The sequence below is a fragment of the Sphingomonas radicis genome, from assembly GCF_051400635.1.
In the GTDB taxonomy this organism is placed as follows: Bacteria; Pseudomonadota; Alphaproteobacteria; order Sphingomonadales; family Sphingomonadaceae; genus Sphingomonas.
Window position 1 is genome coordinate 232754 of sequence record NZ_JBLFFG010000002.1, and the last position, 19286, is coordinate 252039.

The following is a 19286-nucleotide window of genomic DNA, read 5'->3' on the forward strand; positions in this document are numbered from 1 at the left end:
ATTCGATAGTTGCGTGATGGGCGCTAGTAAGTCATGCTGTGCGCCTTCGCTGAAGGGACCCAGTGATGCGCGCCGAGCCGTTCGCCTGCGCCATTTTGTTCGCGGTATCCCTCCCGGCACTCGCCGAGGAGCGCGATGGCGTTCCGATCAAGGCCGAAACGCGCGCGATCCTTCCCGAGGAAGTAGTGAGCCGCAAGGCGAGGGCTGCCCGGCCTGTGCCCTTCCAGCTTCCTGCCCGCGCAGTGCCGGCCGGGCGTCGCGCGCAGCCATTGCTCTCGACAGCGTCCGGCGCGACCGCGGCTTTCGACTTGCCGGCCGAAGGCGCGCCCTCGAGCAGACCCGCGGCCAACGCCGAGGGCGCGAGCCGCGCAGTGCGCGAAGCGCTCGACGATCACCGTAAGCCGCGTCAGCCGCGCTCGGTCTTCAGCACCGCGCTCGTGCTGCGCGTCGATGGAGATGGCGACAGCCCGTCGTTGAGCGTCGGCGGAGGCGGTGTGGCGAGCGCAGTCTGGGGCCTGTTTCCCCGCTGAGGAAGCGCGATCAGGCCGGAACGTAGCTCAGCCGGATCACATTCTCGTCGATCCGATCATGCGCCATCAGTCGGAGTGGCGGCCGGGGCCCGGCGAAATAGCGCGTGCCATGGCCGAGCACGACAGGGTGCAGGTAGATTCGATATTCATCGACCAGGCCGAGTTCGGTGAGGCTTCCCGCCAGGGTTGGGCCGGCAACTTCGATCTCTCCGTCACGCTCGGCCTTCAGCTGGCGGATCGCGTCCCCCAGATCGCCCTCGACAAGCGTGGCATTGGGGCCGACCGATTTCAACGTACGCGAGACGACCCATTTGTGCTGGCGCCGCCACGCCGCCGCGAAAGCGTGTTTGTCTGCATCCCACTCGGGATGATCCTCGTCCCAGTACTGCATGAGCTCATATACTTGACGGCCGTACACGCTGCCCGCCTGCTCCTGAGCCTCCTTGATGAAGTGGCGGAAGAGCGTGGGGCTCGGCCCAAACTCCATATGGTCGACATAGCCGTCCAGCGACTGGTTCATTCCGAACACGAGCTTGGCCATACCCGCTTCCTCTCCTCACGCGCGCGCGACGGGCTCCCCGGGCGGCGACATGGCGGGCCATGCCCGATGAAGATGAACACTACACCTAGTTTGTAGCGCTATGATAGGCGATTGGACTGGATTAGCCGTGAACCGTCTCGCTCCGCTCAAGCATGGCGACGAAATCGGCGATGCGCCTAGCGCGCGTCTCCGGCCTCTTTGCCGTGCTGATCCGGTAGAGGAGCGCATAGCGGTTCGCCCCTTTGAGGGTGGCGAAGAATGCGGCAGCTTCAGGAGAGACATCAAGCGCAGCCTGTAGATCGGGTGGCACTTGCGCGGTGCTCGCGGGCGCATAGGCCGCGTCCCATCTGCCGTCGGCCTTTGCCGCCTCTATTTCGGCCAAGCCGGCGGGGTGCATACGACCCTGCGCAATCAATTCCACAGCGCGCGTTCGGTTGACCTCAGACCATTTGCTTGCGCGCTTGCGCGGTGTGAATCGGACCAGCCAGTAAGCTTCGTCATACTTGTCGAGCTGACCGTCGATCCATCCGTGGCAGAGCGCCGCGTCGATTGCATCCGCTTTGGAAAGACTGGCGACCTTCGCGCTTTTCTTGGCAAGTTTCAGCCATAACCCTTTCGACGTTCTCGGCTCCGTCGCCAGCCAAGCGTCGAAGGCGTCCGGCTCCTCAAAGCCGATTATTGGCAGGCCCGATCGCATCTCCGCTTCCATCGGGCAGGACCATAATGCATCTGCCCTTTCCGGCAATGAGGTTGCGCTGTTCACTAAACGGCCGTTTGACGAACAATTGGTTCGCTGCTCGACGACGCGCGGTTGCGCGCGCTGAGAGACGCCGACGGCGCGCGACGGCACTTGGCGGAGAGGGTGGGATTCGAACCCACGGTGCGCTTGCACGCACGGCGGTTTTCAAGACCGCTGCCTTAAACCACTCGGCCACCTCTCCGCTGCATCTGCGCTATCGCGCCGAGCACGGCCCGCGCAAGGGGCATGCGCAGCAAAACCGCGCTCGGGCAGATTTTCTGGACCGGATGCCACGCAGGGGGTTCAGCCCCGGCTCCGGCTGTGGCACACCATCCGCATGTCGGTTTGGCGTCTCGCGTTTGGCAAGTTGGGGGCGATAGCGGTAACTCTGGCGGCGGCGTCGCCAGCCTGGGCTCCTGCGGTCGCGCAGGATGAAACCGGCTTCCAGGCCTATCTGCGCACGCTTGCGGCGCAGGCCCAGGCGCAGGGCGTATCGCGCCGCACGATCGACTCGGTGATCCCCACGCTCACCTACAACGCGCGCGTCGTCGAGCTCGACCGGCAGCAGCCCGAGACCAGGCCCAATGCGCCGATCCCCAGTTTCGAGCCCTATCGGCTGCGCCACGTCGATGCTTCGCGGATCACGCGCGGTAGGGCGGCCTATCAGCGCGTACGCCCGCAGCTCGCGCGGATCGAGCGCGAGACCGGCGTTCCCGAATCGATCATGGTCGCGATCTGGGGACACGAGACCAACTACGGCCGCATCATGGGCACCTTCGATTTGCCGCGCGCGCTGGCGAGCCTCGCCTATGAAGGGCGCCGCCGCGAGCTCTTCTCGAACGAGTTCATCGCGACGCTCAAGATGATCGATCGCGGCGTACCGCGACACAAGCTCGTCGGGAGCTGGGCCGGCGCGTTCGGCGGACCGCAGTTCCTGCCGAGCGTCTATCTGCGCCTCGCGGTCGACGGCGACGGCGACGGCATGGCCGATATCTGGACGAGCGAGACCGACACGCTCGCATCGATCGCCAACTACTTCGTCAACGCCGGTTGGCGCCCGGGGCAGCCCTGGGGCTTCGCAGTGACCGTGCCGGCCGGGCTCAACCGCAGCGCCCTGGCGAACCGCACCGTCGCGCCGCGCTGCCCGCGTGTTTACGAGCGTCACAGCGGCTGGAAGACGATGGCCGAATGGCGCGCGCTGGGCGTGGCGCCGCTCGACCGCCGCTGGCCCGCGGACAATGTCCTGGCGACGCTGATCGAGCCCGACGGGCCGGGAAAGAAGGGCTATCTGCTCACCGGCAATTATCGCGTGATCCTCGACTATAATTGCTCGAATTTCTACGCGCTATCGGTCGGGCTTCTGGCCGACGAAGTGGAGCGCTGAAGGCTTTCGCACGTCGGGCCTGCACAATCCCTTGCGAAACCTACTAATCGCTTCGTAAAGCAGGGTCAGGGCTCCCACACGCGCCAAGGCGCGGCGCAGGGGGGCATTGCCGTGAACTCGCGTAACCGGGGACCCCGAAGACCCATGAAGAAGCTGCTCGCCGCCTCGTTGCTCGCCATCGCCGTCGCTTTCCCGACGACCGCGGCCAATCCGCCGTTCGATACGCCGGCGCCGATCGCCTATATGGAAGACCTGTCCTCGGGCGCGGTCCTCTACGCCAAGGACGCCGATCGCCGCATCCCGCCCGCCTCGATGGCCAAGATGATGACGGTCTATGTCGCGTTCGATCTCATCAAGAAGGGCGACCTCAAGCTCGATCAGAAGTTTACCGTTCGCCCCGAAACCTGGCAGAAGTGGCACGGGCCCCAGGCGGGCTCGACCATGTTCCTGGAAACCGGCGAGCAGGTGAGCGTCAAGGACCTGCTCGACGGCATCGTGACGCTGTCGGGCAACGACGCCTGCGTGGTGCTGGCCGAGGGCATCGCCGGAACCGAGGAGGCCTTCGCCAACCTGATGAACCAGCAGGCGAAGAAGCTGGGGCTCGCCAACAGCCAGTTCGGCAATTCGAATGGCTGGCCCGATGAGGGCCGCACCTATGTGACTGCGCGCGACCTGGCGAAGCTCGCCAAGGCGACGATCCAGAATCATCCACAGCTCTACAAGCAATTCTACAGCCGCCACGATTACACCCGCACGCTCAGCGACGGGAAGGTGATCCGCCAGCAGAACCGCGATCCGCTGCTCGGCAAGGTCGCGGGCGCCGACGGGCTCAAGACCGGCCACACCGAAGAGGCCGGCTATGGCTTCACCGGATCGGCCGAGCAGAGCGGCCGCCGGCTGGTGATGGTGGTCGCCGGGCTCGACTCGTACAATGGCCGCGCCGCGGAATCGGTGCGCTTCATGGAATGGGGCTTCCGTGCGTGGAAGCCGCTGCCGATCGCGTCCAAGGGCCGCAAGATCGGCGACGTCGAAGTGCAGGGCGGCGGCGACGACAGCGTCGGCGTGATCGCGCCGCGCGACCTCAATGCCACCGTGCCCGCGGGCACTTCGCCCGAGATGCAGGGCAAGATCGTCTATCAGGGGCCGGTCAAGGCGCCGATCAAGGCCGGCGCACATATCGCCGATCTGGTCGTCGAGACTCCGGGGATGCCGACCCAGACGCTGCCGCTCATCGCCGAGAAGGACGTCGCTGAGGCAGGCTTCTTCCGCCGGATCTGGCTCGGCTTCTGGTCGCTGTTCGCGTGACCTTGAATCCTTCCCCGCCAGGGGAAGGTGGCAGCCGAAGGCTGACGGAGGGGGAGGATTCCCGAACCGTCGTGCTTCCGCCCCCTCCGCCGCGCCACGCGCGCCACCTCCCCGTGGCGGGGGAGGATTGGTACGGCCGCTCATGCGCCTGATCGGCAACGAACCCGCCCGCGAAGCGCTCGCGGCAGCCATGGCGAGCGGCGCCTTGCACCACGCCTGGCTCATCGCCGGGCCCGAAGGGGTGGGAAAGGGCAGTTTCGCCCGCGCCGCGGCGATGCGCATGCTCGCCGCGGCTGCCGAGCCCGACAAGCTCGCTCCCGGATGGGACGTTCCGGCCGACAGCCGCACCGCGCATCTGTTCGCGGCGGGCGCGCACCCCGACTATCGGGCGCTCGTCCGGCTGCCAAAGGATCCGGACAAGCCCGACGAGGCGTTGGCGCGATCGATCACCATTGCCCAGGTGCGAAGCCTCCAGCCGCTGTTCGCGACCAAGCCGTCGCTTTCCGAGCGGCGCGTGATCGTGATTGATTCGATCGACGATCTCGAACGTGGCGGCGCCAATGCGCTGCTCAAGAGCCTGGAGGAGCCGCCCGCGGGCACCATCTTCCTGCTGGTGAGCCACGCGCCGGGCCGGTTGCTGCCCACGATCCGCTCGCGCTGCCGGCTGCTGCGCTTCGAGCCGCTGACTGATGCGCAGGTCGGCGAGATCGTGCGCGGCGAGCTTCCAGAGGCTACGGCGAGCGAGATCGACGCGCTAGTGCGGGCAGGGGAGGGCTCGCCTGGCCGGGCGCTGCATTTCGCCGGGCTGGATCTGGCCGCACTCGAGGCGGAGATGGCGGCGCTCGCCGATAGCGGAGATCCTTCCAACGCGATCCGCGGCCGCCTCGCCAGGCTGCTCGGCGCCAAGGCGGCGCAGCCGCGCTATGAGGCGTTCCTGGAGCGTGCACCCAGCTTCATCGCCGAGCGGACGAGGAACCTGTCGGGCGAAGCGCTGCGCACCGCGCTCGACGCCTATGCCGCGGCGCGCGAGCTGGGCGGCGCGGCGATCGGGCTGTCGCTCGACGCGAGTGCGACGGTATTCGAGATGTCCGGCCTGATCGCCCGGCTCGCGCGGCGTTAGGCGGGGCCGTTCAGGCTCCCTTGCAATGTAGGATTTCGTCTGCTTGGCTTCGCGCGGCTTCGGCCCGCTCTTTCAAATCGCTGCCTTCGACTGCGCGTCGCACGCGCAATAATATTACGAGATCGAACGCGTTTCCGTGAAAAGAGTCAAAACTCGCCGGCACCGGCCTCCGGCTGGTGTCCGCAGGGGTGACGCGCCATCGCTGATCACCTAAAGCGCCCGCATGGCCGATCCCTTCTACATCACCACCGCGATCCATTATCCCAACGGCCGGCCGCATATCGGCCACGCCTATGAAATGATCGCCGCCGACGCGATCGCGCGCTTCCAGCGTCAGCACGGCCGCGACGTCTTCTTCCAGACCGGCACCGACGAGCATGGGCTGAAGATGGTGCAAACGGCGCGGGCACGCGGCGTGAGCGCGCGTGAACTTGCTGACGAAATGTCGAGCCATTTCCATGAAATGGCCGATAAACTTGATGTTTCGTGCGATCGCTTCATTCGCACTTCCGAGCCCGAGCATCATGCCGCCAGCCAGGCGATCTGGAGGGCGATGGCCGAGGCGGGCGATCTCTACCTCGACCGCTATGAGGGCTGGTATTCGGTGCGCGACGAAGCCTTCTACGAGGAGAAGGAACTGATCGAGGGGGAAGGGGGGCAGAAGCTCTCGCCCCAGGGCACGCCGGTCGAGTGGACCGCGGAGGAGACCTGGTTCTTCCGCCTCTCCAAATACCAGCAGCCGCTGCTCGATTTCTACGCCGCCAATCCGGACTTCATCCGCCCGGAGAGCCGCCGCAACGAGATCCTGCGCTTCGTTGAGGGCGGGCTGGTCGACCTTTCGGTGTCGCGCACCAGCTTCGACTGGGGCGTGCCGGTGCCCGACAGCCCGGGGCATGTGATGTATGTGTGGGTCGATGCGCTCACCAACTACATCACCGGTGCGGGCTATCCGAATGACCCGGAGCGCTTCGCGACCTGGTGGCCGGCGGATATCCATCTGATCGGCAAGGACATCGTCCGCTTCCACGCAGTCTATTGGCCGGCCTTCCTGATGTCGGCAAAGCTGCCTTTGCCGCGACAGGTCTTCGGCCACGGCTTCCTGCTCAACCGGGGCGAGAAGATGTCCAAGTCGGTGGGCAATGTCGTCGATCCGATGGCGCTCGCCGAACTCTATGGCGTCGATGCGCTCCGCTATTTCCTGCTGCGCGACGTGAGCTTCGGGCAGGACGGCACCTTCAGCGACGAAGCGATCGTCACCCGCGCCAACGCCGATCTCGCCAACAGCTTCGGCAACCTCGCCCAGCGCACGCTCGCCTTCATCGCCAAGAACTGCGACGGCCATGTCCCCGAGGGCCGCAGTGAGGAAGCGGACGCCGTGCTGCTGGCGGAAGTCGAGGTCGCCTGCGCGGCGTTCAGGGTGGCTTTCGAGGATCTTGCGCTGAGCCAGGGCGTGGAGGCGTGGATGGGCGGCGTGTTCGCGTGCAACCAGTATATCGATGCGCAGGCGCCCTGGGCACTGCGCAAGACCGATCCCGAGCGGATGAACGCCGTGCTGCGCACACTCGTCCGGGCGATCCGGCAACTGGCCGTCACGATCCTGCCGGTGATTCCGAGTTCTGCCTCGAAGCTGCTCGCCCAGCTGCCTTCGCAGGACGACGAAGACTTCCGCATCGCTCAGCCGACACCCATCTTCCCCAGGCTCGAACTCAAGGCGACGGAGGAAGCGTGAGACTGGCCGACAGCCATTGCCACCTGATCTACAAGGGGCTGGGCGAGCAGCAGCCGGAGGTGCTGGCGCGTGCTCGCGACGCCGGCGTGGTGGCGATGCTCAACATCTCGACGCGCGAGAACGAGTGGGACGATGTCATCGCCGTCGCCGAACGCGAGCCGGACGTCTGGGCATCGGTGGGCATCCACCCGCATGAGGCGGACCAGCATCCCGATGTGGACACCGCCAAGCTGGTCGAGCGCGCACAGCATCCGCGGGTGGTGGGCATCGGCGAGAGCGGGCTCGACTATTATTACGACCATAGCGACCGCGACCGGCAGCGCGCGAGCTTCCGCGCGCATCTGGCGGCATCGCGCGAGACGCAGCTTCCGATCATCGTCCATACCCGCGACGCCGAGGCCGACACCGCCGAGATATTGCGTGACGAAATGGGGAAGGGGGCCTTCCCCGGCGTGATCCATTGCTTCACCGCAAGCCGCGAGTTTGCCGAGATCGCGCTGGAACTCGGGCTCTACGTTTCGATCTCGGGAATCGTAACCTTCAAGAACGCCCGGGATCTACAGGAAACTGCGGCGAAACTGCCTCTCGACCGGCTGTTGATCGAGACCGACGCGCCTTTCCTTGCTCCCGTGCCGCACCGGGGCAAGACCGGCGAGCCGGCGTTTGTGGCGGACACCTGCCGCTTCCTCGCCGAACTGCGCGGCGAGGATCCCGAGGCGCTCGCCGAGGCAACGCGGCAGAATTTCCATAAGCTGTTCGCCAAGACGCTGGCGTGAAGATCCGGATCCTCGGATCGGGCACTTCGTCGGGGGTGCCGCGCATCGGCAACGACTGGGGCGACTGCGATCCCGCCGATCCGCGCAACCGCCGCACCCGCGCTTCGGTCCTGGTCTCGACCGACACGACGACGATACTGGTCGATACCAGCCCCGACATGCGCGAACAGCTGCTCGCCGCCGATGTGCGCGATGTCGATGCGGTGATCTGGACGCACGATCATGCCGATCACACCCACGGGATCGACGACCTGCGCCAGCTCATGCACTTGCGGGGAGGGGAGCCGGTGCGCGGCTTCGCGCGGCCGTTTACGCTCGAGCAGCTCCAGGTGAAATTCCATTATGCCTTCTTCGGCCGTGCGGGTTACCGGGCGACGATAGCGATTGCTCCGCTTCCCGATGTATTCGAGATCGGTGACATCCGTGTACGCGTGACGGACCAACCGCACGGCGGCATCACCTCGGCCGGGCTGCGCTTTGAGAACAACGGTAAAGCAGTAGGTTACTCAACAGATTTCAATGTGATGACGAACGAGATGCGCGAGCTCTATGCGGGGTTGGACGTGTGGGTGGTCGATGCGCTCCGCCGCGCGCCGCACCCCACACATCCGCATCTCGCCGACGTGCTGGGCTGGATTTCCGAATTCGGGCCCCGGCGTTCCGCACTTGTTCATATGGATCAATCCATGGATTATGCGACACTCGCCGCGGAGCTGCCGGCGGGCGTCGAGCCGGGCTATGACGGTCTGGAGATCACTGCATGAGCGAATGGCAGAGCATGGACCTGATCTGGCTGGTCGGGGTGCTCGTGCTGGTGGTGAGCGCCTTGTCGGTGCGGCGCCTGTCGCTGGGCCTCGTGGTCCGCTCGTTGGTGATCTGGGCGGCGATCATCCTGCTTGCCTTTCTCGCGGTCGCACATCGGCATGAGTTGAGCGCGCTCTTTGCTTCCGCGACAGCGAAGCTCGGGCTCGACGAGCAGCAGGTCGAGGGCCGCACGGTGCGCATCCGGATGAGCCCCGACGGGCATTTCTGGGCGCGCGTCACGCTCAACGGCGTCGAGCGGCGAATGCTGATCGACAGCGGGGCTACGATCACGGCCGTCTCCGATGCCACTGCCGCCGCAGCGGGCGTGAAGCCGAGCGGAGGGGTTCCGGCGATGATCGAGACTGCGAACGGCACCGTGGCGGCGCAACGCGGCCGTATCCAGCATCTGGCGATCGGGCCGCTCGAGACGGAAGATCTCGGCGTGGTGATATCGAGCAGCTTCGGCAACCTCGACGTGCTGGGAATGAACTTCCTATCGCGCCTGCACAGCTGGCGCGTTGAGAACAACACACTGGTGCTCGAACCGAAAGACGGAGCGCAGGACGACGGCAGCGATGCGACTACGTCGCCGTTGCCGGCAGAAGGCCGGAAGGACGGCCGTGGAGGCGGCAATCCCGGATGAGCATAGGATGCTGTTTCGCGACTTCTATTTAACATAATGCATATTATCGTTCTTACCGATTGTAAGCCCCAGATTGAAACGAGACGGCTCGACCATTTTGAAATGAGACTCGCCTCGTTCCGGCCCTTCGACCTGCATCCCGGATCTTGGACCGTCCAGAGCTGGAAAATTCCAGTTGATAATACTCCCGGTTGGAGCAACGCAGCTTTGGAAGACCCGCAGATCTTTGACTAGAGCATTGCCTATAGCTTCTCTGTCTGATTGATTTCCAAAATCAATAGGCCGTCCTAGCCCACTTACAACACTGTCAAGCACCCTGTTGTAGCTAGTGTCGCTATCACTGAGAGTTCCTGACATCCCTCTGGCCATTCCATTAAATGTGCCATTGATAGATGATACGATAGAAGCTCTCTCATTTGCGGGTAATGCATCTAACATTGATTGAACTTTTGATTGCTCTAAGCGAATAAGGAGAGCCGCAAGTTCCGGCCGAGGACCATCTTCTTCGACAAGGATCGCGGCGCCGAGCTTTTCCTGCGTGCCATCGGCGGGCGCTACGATCTGCTGCGCCCCGGCACCCCCTCCGGGCTCAACCCGCTCCAGATCGAAGACAGCCCTGCCAATCGCCAGTTCCTGATCGACTGGATCGCGCTGCTCGCAGGCAGCGCGGACATCGAAGAGACCGCGCAGATCAAGGATGCGATCGACGCCAATTTCGGCCAGCTGATCGAGCAGCGGCGCCTGCGCTACCTGGCCGAACTGTTCCGCGGCGGTCACCGCCCGCACGCCGCCGATCTCTGGTCGCGGCTCCGGCCCTGGTGGGGTGACGGCGAGCGCGCCTGGCTGTTCGACAATGCGCGCGACGAGACCGGCCTGACCGCAGAGACGGTCGGCTTCGACATGACGCAAATCCTCGATGAGGGGCGCCAAGTGGATTTTCGGCCCGCCTAGAGCCGACCTAGTCGGCTGTTCTCGTTGATAGCGATTTAGACCATGACCGGGCCCGCTGCTGTCGCAGCGGGTCCATTTGCCCACCCTACCCCGTTCAGTACCCGTGGAAGCCTCCATGCCACCACCGCCGCCAGCGCTTTGTATCCGCGCGTCGGTGGTGGCATGGAGGCGTCTCGAGGTTCTGCAACACGCGATGCTTCAGAGCCTCATCTCGAACTGGTTCAAAATGTCTCTTTTCAAACTGGCGCTAACACCGATTAAGGGGAGCACGAGAATGCGGTTGGACGGTACGGCGATGGCGGCGGTGGCACTCGTATCGACTGGAATCTCGTCCGCGATGGCGCAGGTGTGGCGGTCGGATCAGGGAGACGGCACATACCGCAATCCGGTCCTGTTCGCCGACTATCCCGATCCCGACATCATCCGGGTCGGCGAGGATTTCTATTTCGTCTCAACTACCTTCGTGAATTCCCCCGGCGTGGTGATCCTCCATTCGCGCGATTTGGTGAACTGGCGGTTGGCGACGCATGTCCAGCCGCGGCTGGACGGTAACCCGCGGTATGACCTGAAGGACGGCGGCGACTATCGCCGCGGCTTCTATGCCGCCAGCCTGCGACATCATCGCGGCATGTTCTACCTCACGGTGACACCCGTCGGCCAAAAGACGCGCATCTATCGCGCAAAGCATGTCACCGGTCCGTGGACCTACTCGGTCCTCGATCGGGAGGCATTCGACCCGGGGCTGTTCTTCGATGACGATGGCACGGGCTACATCGTCACGGCGGAGGGTTCCGACGGGACGGTGACGCTGCTGACTCTGACCGATGACTACAGCGCGGTTAGGGCCGCCAAGGTCGTCTATTACAATGAGGGTGCGGAAGGGTCGCATCTCATCAAGCGAGCAGGCTGGTATTATCTGTTCAACGCCATTCCCCGCCGGCTGTCGATGACGATCTCTCGCGCGCGCAGCTTGACCGGCCCATGGGAGACGCGGCCATCCATCAGCACGCGCGATCGGACCGGCGGCCACCAGGGAGCGCTGGTGGATCTTCCCGACGGCAGATGGTTCGGTTTCGTGATGTATGATGCCGGTCCGATCGGGCGGATGACCAACATCAGCCCCGTCCATTGGGTTGACGACTGGCCGGTCTGGGGCACGCCGGAAGCGCCAGGGCGGGTGCCCGATCGCGCCGCCAAGCCGATCCCGGGACAGCCTTTCGCCGAACCGGGCACGTCCGATGACTTCTCAAGTACCGTCCTTGGTCTGCAATGGCGCTGGAACCACAATCCCGATGACGACCGCTGGTCGCTTACCGCGCGTCCGGGATGGCTGAGGCTCCACGCCACGACGGCCGACAATATCTGGCTGGCCCGCAACACGCTGACGCAGAAGGCGCAAGGCCCAGCCTCCCGCGCGGTAGTGAAGCTCGATCTTGCAGGTATTCGACAGGGCGATGTTTGCGGCTTCGGTACCTTCGGCAAGATCAGCGCGCAGTTGTCCGTCCTTGGGCAGACGGGGACCGCCCGAGTACTGACGATGCGGGTCACCGATGCGACCGCGGATGGGCCCCAGGTCACCGTGCGCGAAGCCGCCGTTTCGATCGGGGGGACGCAGCTGTGGCTGCGTACCGATACCGATTTCGTGCGGAACATCGGTCGGGTCGCTTACAGCCTGGACGGGCAGCGCTGGCATGAGGTCGGGGGGCCCTTCCCGCTGGCCTTCGATTGGCGGACCGGTACCTTCCAGGGAGTGCAGCTCGCCATGTCCTGCTACAATCCACGACCAACCGCAGGGTATCTCGATGTGGACAGCTTCACTCTCACGGCGCTTCCAGCAGGCGGAGCACGCTGATCGTCGCACTTAGCCTGGCGCGACAGCCTCGGCATTGATGAAGAGCCTGACAATACGCCAACTGGGGCGGGTGCCAGTGCCGCACGCGAAGTCGACCTCCCCTACCCCCTCCCGGAGTTTAGAAGCACGCGTCGCTGAGCCATCCATGAGCTCGAGCGCGCGAAAGCGAACTACCATGACGCCCGGCTCCGCTGCGCCAAGCCTGCACATCTACGCGAGGATTTTAGCGCTTGCGAAATCTTTTGTGCAGCGCATCATGATCGCCGCACGAACGGAGGGTCGATGGCCTTTTTCGAGATGACCGATCGAGACGGTGCGGTGCGCCCCTGCTACGCCGAGGTGAAGCGCTGGATCGATGAGGTCGGCATCCAGGGCCTGGAAGCGCGGCTGAAGGAAGCCGAGACGATCTTCCGCCGGATCGGCATCACCTTCGCGGTTTATGGCGAGGGCGGCGACCCTGAGCGGCTTATTCCCTTCGATCTGCTGCCGCGCATCTTCTCCGCGGCCGAATGGCGTCTCCTGGATCGCGGCATCCGCCAGCGTGCACGAGCGCTCAACGCCTTCCTCTACGATGTATATCACCGCGGCGAGATCATCCGTGCCGGGATCATGCCCGGCGATCTGGTCTATCGCAACCGCGCCTTCGAGCCCCAGATGATCGGCTTCGATCCGCCAGGTGGAGTCTATAGCCATGTCGTTGGGATCGACATCATCCGCACTGGCGAGGCGGGTTTTCAGGTGCTCGAGGACAATTGTCGCACGCCGTCCGGCGTCAGCTACATGCTCGAGAACCGCGAGATCATGCAGCGCATGTTTCCGGCGCTGTTCGGCGCGACTCGTGTGGCACCGGTCGATTCCTACCCGAACGACTTGCTTGCCACGCTTAAGGAAGTCGCACCTGCCAAGGCCAGAGGCGATCCAACGGTCGTGGTGCTCACGCCGGGAGCGCTCAATTCGGCCTATTACGAGCACAGTTTCCTCGCCGATCTGATGGGCGTCGAGCTCGTCGAGCCGATGGATCTTTATGTTGATGACGACCGGGTGTGGATGAAAACCACCCAAGGACCGAAGCTTGTCGACGTGATCTACCGCCGCATCGACGATGATTATCTCGATCCCCTCGCCTTTCGGCCCGACTCGATGCTCGGCGTTCCCGGGCTGTTCGGCGCCTATCGCGCCGGCGGCGTCACGCTGTGCTCGGCCCCTGGAGCAGGGATCGCCGACGACAAGGCGATCTACCTCTTCGTCCCGGACATGATCCGCTTCTACCTGTCCGAGCAGCCGGTGCTCGAGAATGTGCCGACGTGGCGCTGCGCGATTCCCGGCGAATGCGCCTATGTGCTCGAGCATCTGAGCGAGTTGGTGGCCAAGGAAGTCCATGGCTCCGGTGGGTATGGCATGCTAATCGGCCCGCAGGCGACGCGCGCGGAGGTGGAAGCCTATGCCGAGCGAATCCGCGCCAACCCCGTGGATTTCATCGCACAGCCTACACTCGCGCTTTCCACTGCGCCGGTACTCGCCGGGGGCGTCGTCCCGCGCCATGTCGATTTCCGTCCCTATTGCCTGGTCGGAAAGCAGATGCGCCTCGCGCCGGGCGGCCTCACTCGCGTCGCACTCACCGAGGGCTCGCTCGTGGTCAATTCGTCACAAGGCGGCGGAGTCAAGGACACGTGGGTGCTGGATGAATAGAGGCGCTGGACGCGTGACATGCTGAGCCGCACCGCCGAGAATATCTTCTGGATGGCGCGCTACATCGAGCGGGCCGAAAGCACGGCGCGGCTGATCCAGATGGCACAGCGCATGGCGATCCTGCCTGGGCCGATCCACCGCGACGAGTGGCGTTCGGTGCTCCGGGTCACCGGCTGCGAGAATTTGGTGGACGGCGGGCGCAGCGTCGCCGAAGCCGATATCGTCCAACTGCTCCTGCTCGACGACAGCAACCCTTCGTCGATACGTTCCTGTCTGCTGCGCGCACGAAGCAATGGTCGCGCGGTGCGCACCGCGCTCACCCAGGATACTTGGGAGGCGCTCAACGAGGATTGGCGGCGGCTCGAGAGCCAGGATGTCGAGCGCGCGCGGCGCAACCTTCCCGAGTTGCTCGACTGGGTGAAGGTGCGTGCCTCCACCTTCAGAGGGGCGGTCGAGACCGGCCAGTTGCGCAACGAAGGGCATGATTTCCTGCGAATCGGCGGAGCGCTCGAGCGCGCGGAGATGACGCTTCGGCTGCTCGACGCCAAATATTATGTCCTGCTTCCCGACACCGCGGTGGTGGGCGGCGCGCGCGATCATTATCAATGGACCTCGGTGCTCCACGCGCTGTCGGCGGCGCGCGCCTATCACCATGTCTATGGCGGCGGTGACTATTCTCCCTGGCGGATCGCCGACCTGCTGATACTCAATCCCCAATTTCCGCGTTCGGTGTCGTTCTGCTTCGGCCAGATCGCATGGCACCTCGACCGACTCGCGCGCGTGCACGGGGCGCGCGGCGCGGCGCACGACACTGCCGGGATCATGCTCTCCGAGCTGCGCGGCCGCGAAAGCGGCGAGATCTTCGAAGGTGGCCTCCATGAGTTCGTCCAGAACGCGCTGATCGTTACCAACCAGCTGTCGCGAGAGATCGCGCAGGCCTATTGCTTCGGATGATGTTGCTGATCGTCCGCCATCTTACGCACATGCGGTATCCGCAGGGCGTCGCAGGGCTCGCGCTGCGACTCCGGCTGTTCCCGCAGAGCTTCGACGGCCAGCGTGTGATCGACTGGCAAGTCAGCGTTGACGGCCAGCTGATCGCGGCCACGATTCCAGGCGGCTATGGCGAGAACTTCGCCCAGTGGATCGATCGCGGCACGCGCGACGATCTGGAGATCGTCGCACAAGGGCAGGTCGAGACCGATGATCGGGCCGGGGTGGTGAAAGGTCTGCGTGGCATCTGCCCCCCGGCCCTCTTCTTGCGCGAGACCCCGCTCTCGCGCGCCGATGATGCAATCCGTGCGCTGGCCGAGGGTCTTGCGCTGGGTACCGGCGGGCTCGGCGGGCTCCACGCGCTCAGCCAGCGCGTGCGCGAGGCGATTCCCTATCTCTCCGGCGTTACCAGCAACGGCACTTCCGCCGCCGCCGCGCTCGCCGGCGAGGGAGGCGTGTGCCAGGACCATGCACATGTCTTCATAGCCGCGGCGCGCGCGTGCGGCATCCCTGCCCGCTACGTCGCCGGCTATCTGCTCGCGAGCGACGCGGCTCACCAGCAGCTCGAAACGCACGCTTGGGCGGAGGCGCACGTCGATGGCCTCGGCTGGGTCGGCTTCGACGTCACGAACGGCGTCTGCCCTACGGAGAATTACGTCCGCCTTTGCTCCGGGCTTGACGCCGACGACGCCGCCCCCGTACGCGGGATCGTCACCGGCGGCAGCGCCGGCTTCGTCTCGGCTGACGTCCGGATCGACCGCGGCGAAGGCGATATCGAAGTGATCCAGCAGCAACAGCAGCAATGACCCGGAGACGCATCTGACATGACTTACTGCGTCGCCGTCCGCGTCGCCGACGGGCTCGTGATGCTGTCGGACACGCGCACCAACGCCGGGGTCGACAACATCTCGCGCTTCGCCAAGATGTTCACTTGGGAAGTGTGCGACGAGCGCGCGATCGCGCTGATGACCTCGGGCAACCTCTCGATCACCCAGGGAGTGATCACTCGGCTGAACCAGGCAATCGAAAGGTCCGCCGAGGATCCCGGCGTCGAAACCATCCTCAACGCGGCGAGCATATACCGCGTCGCCGAGCTTGTGGGCGAGGCAATGCAGGGGCTGCAGGACCGGTATCGCCAGTCGATCCAGGCCGCCAGTGCCGGGGCCGACGCGACAATCCTCGTCGCCGGCCAGCGCAAGGGCGGGCCCCATGGTCTGTTCATGGTCTATTCTGCAGGCAACTTCGTCGAGGCGACGGAGGACACGACCTATTTCCAGATCGGCGAGCACAAATATGGCAAGCCGATCCTCGATCGCATCCTCGCGGTCGATACTCCTTTGGGCGAGGTAGTGAAGGCCGCGTGCATTTCGATGGATTCGACGCTGCGCTCGAACCTGTCGGTCGGCATGCCACTGGATCTCGCCGTGCTCCGCCGAGATGCCTTCTGCTTCGAGACGCGCCTGCGGATCGAGGCGGACGATCCCCGTTTCCAGGAGATCTCACAGCAATGGGGCGAGGCGTTACGCAGCGCCTTCGCCAGCCTGCCCGACATCGTCACCCCCTGAACGAATAGCTTTCGCCCGCGCCGAAGCCATCAGGCGCCGATCGCCGCAGGAAGGGCCTCTGCATAGCGCTTCACATCCTCTATCTTGCCGGTGGAAACGCGTGACCATTGCGCCCACTTGCCATAAGCGCCGCGAACCTGAATGCCCTTGGCCGCCATCGCCTTTTGCATGGCATTGGCATCAGGCACCTTCACATAAAGGAAGTTGGTCTGGCTCGGCAGGGCCTCGACGCCCGCCTTCTTCACGGCATTCAGGATGAGACCGCGCGCTTCGACGATGCGGTTCTTGGAGAAGCTCGTGAACGCGGTGTCGTTATAGGAGGCTATCGCCGCGGCAAGCCCTGCCGTATTGCCGCCGAAACTCATCTCATAGGAGCGGATCATCTTGATCGTCTCGGGCTGGCCGATGGCATAGCCGACGCGCAGTCCAGCCATGCCGTAAATCTTGGAGAAGGTACGGCAAACGACCAGATTCTGCCCCTCTTTCACGAGCGCCGCCACCGAGCTGTAATCCGGCCTGTCGGTCAGTTCCATATAGGCTTCGTCGACCAGCACCGTCGCTTTGGGACTCACAGCCCGGATGAATGCCCGCAATGCGTCGCCGTCGAGCAGTCGTCCGGTCGGGTTGTTCGGATTGCAGATGTGGACGAGCGCCACGTCAGGATCGACCGCGGCGGCCATGGCGTCGAGGTCCAGGTCCAAGTCCGGCTTCAGCGCCACCCGCTTGAGCTTCGCGCCCTTGGATTCAGCATAGAGCGCAGTGGTATCCCAGAACAGTTCGGGCGCGAGCGTGGCGCCCTTCGGCGCATAAGCGAGTGCGGCCGCGCTCAATATCTCGGTCGAGCCGCTTCCGATCGCGACATGATCAGGAGTCACGCCGAAACGTTCGGCGATCATGGAGATCAGCCGACGTGCTCCTCCGTCAGCGTAATAGCAGCCCTTGGTGGACCATTCGTTGATCGCCGCCAGAGCGCTGGGCGCCGGTCCATAGGGATTTTCGTTGCGCGAGAGCAACGCCACTCCTGCTGCGGGCCCGAACAACGGGGCCTCCGCGGTAGCGGCGGAAAGTCGCGGCGGAAAGGCGGCGCACGCCGCGGTTGCGGCACCCGCCGCGATCAGCCCACGTCTAGAAAGTGCAACCATGGCCGGTCCTCCTGTTTTACCCATGCAGTCCATTGCGGATCATGATGATCCCGATCGCGACGAGATAGATTCCGAAGATGCGCTTCAGCAGCGCCGGGCTCAGCGCGTGCGCGGCCGCGACGCCCCAGGGCGCCGAAATTAGCGTAGTCGATGTCACGATCAGTGCCGCCGGCACGTTGACAAAGCCCAGCGATCCATAGGGCAAGCCATGCGCACCCAGCCCGATCGCGATGAACCCGATTACGCCAGGGATCGCGATGATCGCCCCTATCCCTGACGCCGTGGCGATGGCCCGGTGAATCGACTTGCCGCACAGCGTCATGACGATGATGGCGATCGTGCCTCCCCCGATACCGAGCAGTGAGGAGAAGGCGCCCAGCCCGCCGGCGATCCCGACCCGGGCCGCGCCCACCGGCATTTCGCTCGCCAGTTGCCTTTGCCCCAGCAGCGGAAACAGGAAATGGAGCGCCATCAGGATCACGCCGGTTCCGAAGATGATTGCCAGACCTGGGCCAGGCACGCGAGACGCCAGCAGGACGCCCGCGCCCACCCCGGCGACGATCCACGGAGCCCAGCTCTTCAATATGCCGAAGTCCACGGCACCGCGCTTGGCGTGCGCATGGACCGATCGGATCGATGTGGCGACGATCGTCGCAAGCGATGTGCCGATGGCGACGTGCGCCAGCTCCGCTTTCTCGGCACCGAGCAGCGGCAGTACCGCGAACAGCGCCGGCACCACGACGAAGCCTCCGCCTATCCCGAACAATCCCCCCGCGAACCCAGCTGCGAGCCCCGCTGCAAGCATCGCCGCCAGCGGAACACTCCAGTCGAGGAGCGTGGACATCATGCATTGGGTCTCCGCCCGGAGGCGGCTCGGCAATCCTGCATGGAAATACCTCGGGACGAATGTGACGATTATGTGCCAACCCGTTACGGGCTTCGCCGGCATCCTTCCCAAAGGCGAGTATGCTGGTATTTCATTGCTGCGCAACATCTGATTGCGCAATTAACAAATACGCACGCCAGCTCCGTCGTTGCAATTATTGCAGTTGCGTGAAGATTTGGAGTATGAACGAATAACCGTTCTACTCGGCAAGACTGCGCCGCAGTGCGAAGCCGAGAACTGGAGCGGGATTCCCGATTGGCAGACAGCCGGTGCTGGCCGGCGCTGCAGGAAGTGGAGTCCGCTCTGAGCGAACGCATCGCGCCAACGATCCTGATGACGGATGCCTCCGTTCGGTCGGGGCTCGGCACGCCTACATCGACGCGATGGCCATATTGGTCGGCACGTCTCGAACGCCGCCTGTGGCGAAAACAGCACAAAGAACGAAAACCGTAAAAATTCGCAGCTCTCCACAATGAGAGAGTTGACGACGAACAAATCTACTTCATTCTCATAAAAATGTAACGAATCAAAATCGGAGTCGCAGATAGAAAATCATCTACGCAAAGAACTACCATCATTGTTCAACAGGGTTTTTGCGATTGTTGCTCGCAGGATATCTTAGCGCGAGCGATATTTAGGT

At 64.3% G+C, this 19286-nt stretch carries 17 protein-coding genes, 1 tRNA gene and 1 pseudogene; 14 read left to right on the forward strand and 5 right to left on the reverse strand.

Going from position 1 to position 19286, the window contains the following annotated elements; translation table 11 throughout:
• Window positions 1–65 precede the first annotated feature (65 nt).
• Window positions 66–530 carry a hypothetical protein gene (locus ACMGDH_RS08075; RefSeq protein ID WP_436827434.1) on the forward strand — a complete coding sequence of 155 codons (465 nt, stop codon included), beginning with the start codon at window positions 66–68 and terminating at the stop codon, window positions 528–530.
• A 10-nt stretch (window positions 531–540) separates the two neighbouring features.
• Here ACMGDH_RS08075 and ACMGDH_RS08080 read toward each other — a convergent pair whose 3' ends face one another.
• The 3 genes from ACMGDH_RS08080 to ACMGDH_RS08090 all read right to left on the reverse strand — a co-directional run bounded on the left by ACMGDH_RS08080 (window position 541) and on the right by ACMGDH_RS08090 (window position 2012).
• A complete protein-coding gene (locus tag ACMGDH_RS08080; RefSeq protein WP_436827435.1) occupies window positions 541–1071 on the reverse strand; it encodes a dihydrofolate reductase family protein in 531 nt (176 codons plus the stop codon).
• A gap of 121 nt (window positions 1072–1192) precedes the next feature.
• The gene (locus ACMGDH_RS08085; protein ID WP_436827436.1) at window positions 1193–1768 is read right to left on the reverse strand and encodes a YdeI/OmpD-associated family protein; all 576 of its coding nucleotides are present in this window, start codon (window positions 1766–1768) and stop codon (window positions 1193–1195) included.
• A gap of 154 nt (window positions 1769–1922) precedes the next feature.
• Window positions 1923–2012, reverse strand: a tRNA-Ser gene (locus tag ACMGDH_RS08090).
• 135 nt (window positions 2013–2147) lie between these two features.
• Between ACMGDH_RS08090 and ACMGDH_RS08095 the strand changes: the two genes are divergently transcribed.
• The 13 genes and pseudogenes from ACMGDH_RS08095 to ACMGDH_RS08155 all read left to right on the forward strand — a co-directional run bounded on the left by ACMGDH_RS08095 (window position 2148) and on the right by ACMGDH_RS08155 (window position 16618).
• Complete coding sequence (locus ACMGDH_RS08095; protein WP_436827437.1) at window positions 2148–3194, forward strand: lytic murein transglycosylase; 1047 nt, start codon at window positions 2148–2150, stop codon at window positions 3192–3194.
• Between the two features lie 144 nt (window positions 3195–3338).
• Entirely contained in the window at window positions 3339–4499 is a 1161-nt protein-coding gene (locus tag ACMGDH_RS08100; RefSeq protein WP_436827438.1) for a D-alanyl-D-alanine carboxypeptidase family protein, read from the forward strand.
• 142 nt (window positions 4500–4641) lie between these two features.
• Window positions 4642–5619, forward strand: a complete 978-nt coding sequence (locus ACMGDH_RS08105) for a DNA polymerase III delta subunit-related protein (protein ID WP_436828221.1) — start codon at window positions 4642–4644, stop codon at window positions 5617–5619.
• Between the two features lie 223 nt (window positions 5620–5842).
• The gene (metG, locus tag ACMGDH_RS08110) at window positions 5843–7348 is read left to right on the forward strand and encodes a methionine--tRNA ligase (protein ID WP_436827439.1); all 1506 of its coding nucleotides are present in this window, start codon (window positions 5843–5845) and stop codon (window positions 7346–7348) included.
• The gene (locus ACMGDH_RS08115; protein ID WP_436827440.1) at window positions 7345–8124 is read left to right on the forward strand and encodes a TatD family hydrolase; all 780 of its coding nucleotides are present in this window, start codon (window positions 7345–7347) and stop codon (window positions 8122–8124) included. Before metG ends, ACMGDH_RS08115 begins: the two co-directional genes overlap by 4 nt.
• Window positions 8121–8888, forward strand: coding sequence for an MBL fold metallo-hydrolase (locus ACMGDH_RS08120; RefSeq protein ID WP_436827441.1), 768 nt, complete (start codon window positions 8121–8123; stop codon window positions 8886–8888). The genes ACMGDH_RS08115 and ACMGDH_RS08120 overlap by 4 nt, the downstream gene beginning before the upstream one ends.
• Window positions 8885–9571: a retropepsin-like aspartic protease family protein gene (locus ACMGDH_RS08125; protein ID WP_436827442.1), complete on the forward strand. Its 687-nt coding sequence runs from the start codon at window positions 8885–8887 to the stop codon at window positions 9569–9571. Before ACMGDH_RS08120 ends, ACMGDH_RS08125 begins: the two co-directional genes overlap by 4 nt.
• A gap of 471 nt (window positions 9572–10042) precedes the next feature.
• Window positions 10043–10492 (forward strand): annotated as a pseudogene (locus ACMGDH_RS08130) (VirB4 family type IV secretion/conjugal transfer ATPase); the annotation flags it as partial.
• A 304-nt stretch (window positions 10493–10796) separates the two neighbouring features.
• Window positions 10797–12374, forward strand: a complete 1578-nt coding sequence (locus tag ACMGDH_RS08135) for a glycoside hydrolase family 43 protein (RefSeq protein WP_436827443.1) — start codon at window positions 10797–10799, stop codon at window positions 12372–12374.
• A gap of 282 nt (window positions 12375–12656) precedes the next feature.
• Window positions 12657–14063 carry a circularly permuted type 2 ATP-grasp protein gene (locus ACMGDH_RS08140; protein ID WP_436827444.1) on the forward strand — a complete coding sequence of 469 codons (1407 nt, stop codon included), beginning with the start codon at window positions 12657–12659 and terminating at the stop codon, window positions 14061–14063.
• 18 nt (window positions 14064–14081) lie between these two features.
• Window positions 14082–15017 (forward strand): alpha-E domain-containing protein, encoded by a 936-nt coding sequence (locus tag ACMGDH_RS08145; protein ID WP_436827445.1) that lies wholly within the window; start codon window positions 14082–14084, stop codon window positions 15015–15017.
• The gene (locus ACMGDH_RS08150) at window positions 15017–15859 is read left to right on the forward strand and encodes a transglutaminase family protein (protein ID WP_436827446.1); all 843 of its coding nucleotides are present in this window, start codon (window positions 15017–15019) and stop codon (window positions 15857–15859) included. The genes ACMGDH_RS08145 and ACMGDH_RS08150 overlap by 1 nt, the downstream gene beginning before the upstream one ends.
• 18 nt (window positions 15860–15877) lie before the next feature.
• Complete coding sequence (locus tag ACMGDH_RS08155) at window positions 15878–16618, forward strand: proteasome-type protease (RefSeq protein WP_436827447.1); 741 nt, start codon at window positions 15878–15880, stop codon at window positions 16616–16618.
• A 29-nt stretch (window positions 16619–16647) separates the two neighbouring features.
• Here the strand turns inward: ACMGDH_RS08155 and ACMGDH_RS08160 are convergent, their stop codons facing one another.
• Window positions 16648–17760, reverse strand: a complete 1113-nt coding sequence (locus tag ACMGDH_RS08160; RefSeq protein WP_436827448.1) for a pyridoxal phosphate-dependent aminotransferase — start codon at window positions 17758–17760, stop codon at window positions 16648–16650.
• 16 nt (window positions 17761–17776) lie between these two features.
• Window positions 17777–18607, reverse strand: coding sequence for a sulfite exporter TauE/SafE family protein (locus ACMGDH_RS08165; protein WP_436827449.1), 831 nt, complete (start codon window positions 18605–18607; stop codon window positions 17777–17779).
• Between the last annotated feature and the right edge of the window lie 679 nt (window positions 18608–19286).

What these genes read in the sequence shown, in the direction of transcription:
- ACMGDH_RS08075 (WP_436827434.1), top strand. Translation starts at nt 66, where the DNA reads ATGCGCGCCGAGCCGTTCGCCTGCGCCATTTTGTTCGCGGTATCCCTC.
- ACMGDH_RS08080 (WP_436827435.1), bottom strand. Translation starts at nt 1,071, where the DNA reads ATGGCCAAGCTCGTGTTCGGAATGAACCAGTCGCTGGACGGCTATGTC.
- ACMGDH_RS08085 (WP_436827436.1), bottom strand. Translation starts at nt 1,768, where the DNA reads ATGCGATCGGGCCTGCCAATAATCGGCTTTGAGGAGCCGGACGCCTTC.
- ACMGDH_RS08095 (WP_436827437.1), top strand. Translation starts at nt 2,148, where the DNA reads ATGTCGGTTTGGCGTCTCGCGTTTGGCAAGTTGGGGGCGATAGCGGTA.
- ACMGDH_RS08100 (WP_436827438.1), top strand. Translation starts at nt 3,339, where the DNA reads ATGAAGAAGCTGCTCGCCGCCTCGTTGCTCGCCATCGCCGTCGCTTTC.
- ACMGDH_RS08105 (WP_436828221.1), top strand. Translation starts at nt 4,642, where the DNA reads ATGCGCCTGATCGGCAACGAACCCGCCCGCGAAGCGCTCGCGGCAGCC.
- metG (WP_436827439.1), top strand. Translation starts at nt 5,843, where the DNA reads ATGGCCGATCCCTTCTACATCACCACCGCGATCCATTATCCCAACGGC.
- ACMGDH_RS08125 (WP_436827442.1), top strand. Translation starts at nt 8,885, where the DNA reads ATGAGCGAATGGCAGAGCATGGACCTGATCTGGCTGGTCGGGGTGCTC.
- ACMGDH_RS08135 (WP_436827443.1), top strand. Translation starts at nt 10,797, where the DNA reads ATGCGGTTGGACGGTACGGCGATGGCGGCGGTGGCACTCGTATCGACT.
- ACMGDH_RS08140 (WP_436827444.1), top strand. Translation starts at nt 12,657, where the DNA reads ATGGCCTTTTTCGAGATGACCGATCGAGACGGTGCGGTGCGCCCCTGC.
- ACMGDH_RS08145 (WP_436827445.1), top strand. Translation starts at nt 14,082, where the DNA reads ATGCTGAGCCGCACCGCCGAGAATATCTTCTGGATGGCGCGCTACATC.
- ACMGDH_RS08150 (WP_436827446.1), top strand. Translation starts at nt 15,017, where the DNA reads ATGTTGCTGATCGTCCGCCATCTTACGCACATGCGGTATCCGCAGGGC.
- ACMGDH_RS08155 (WP_436827447.1), top strand. Translation starts at nt 15,878, where the DNA reads ATGACTTACTGCGTCGCCGTCCGCGTCGCCGACGGGCTCGTGATGCTG.
- ACMGDH_RS08160 (WP_436827448.1), bottom strand. Translation starts at nt 17,760, where the DNA reads ATGGTTGCACTTTCTAGACGTGGGCTGATCGCGGCGGGTGCCGCAACC.
- ACMGDH_RS08165 (WP_436827449.1), bottom strand. Translation starts at nt 18,607, where the DNA reads ATGATGTCCACGCTCCTCGACTGGAGTGTTCCGCTGGCGGCGATGCTT.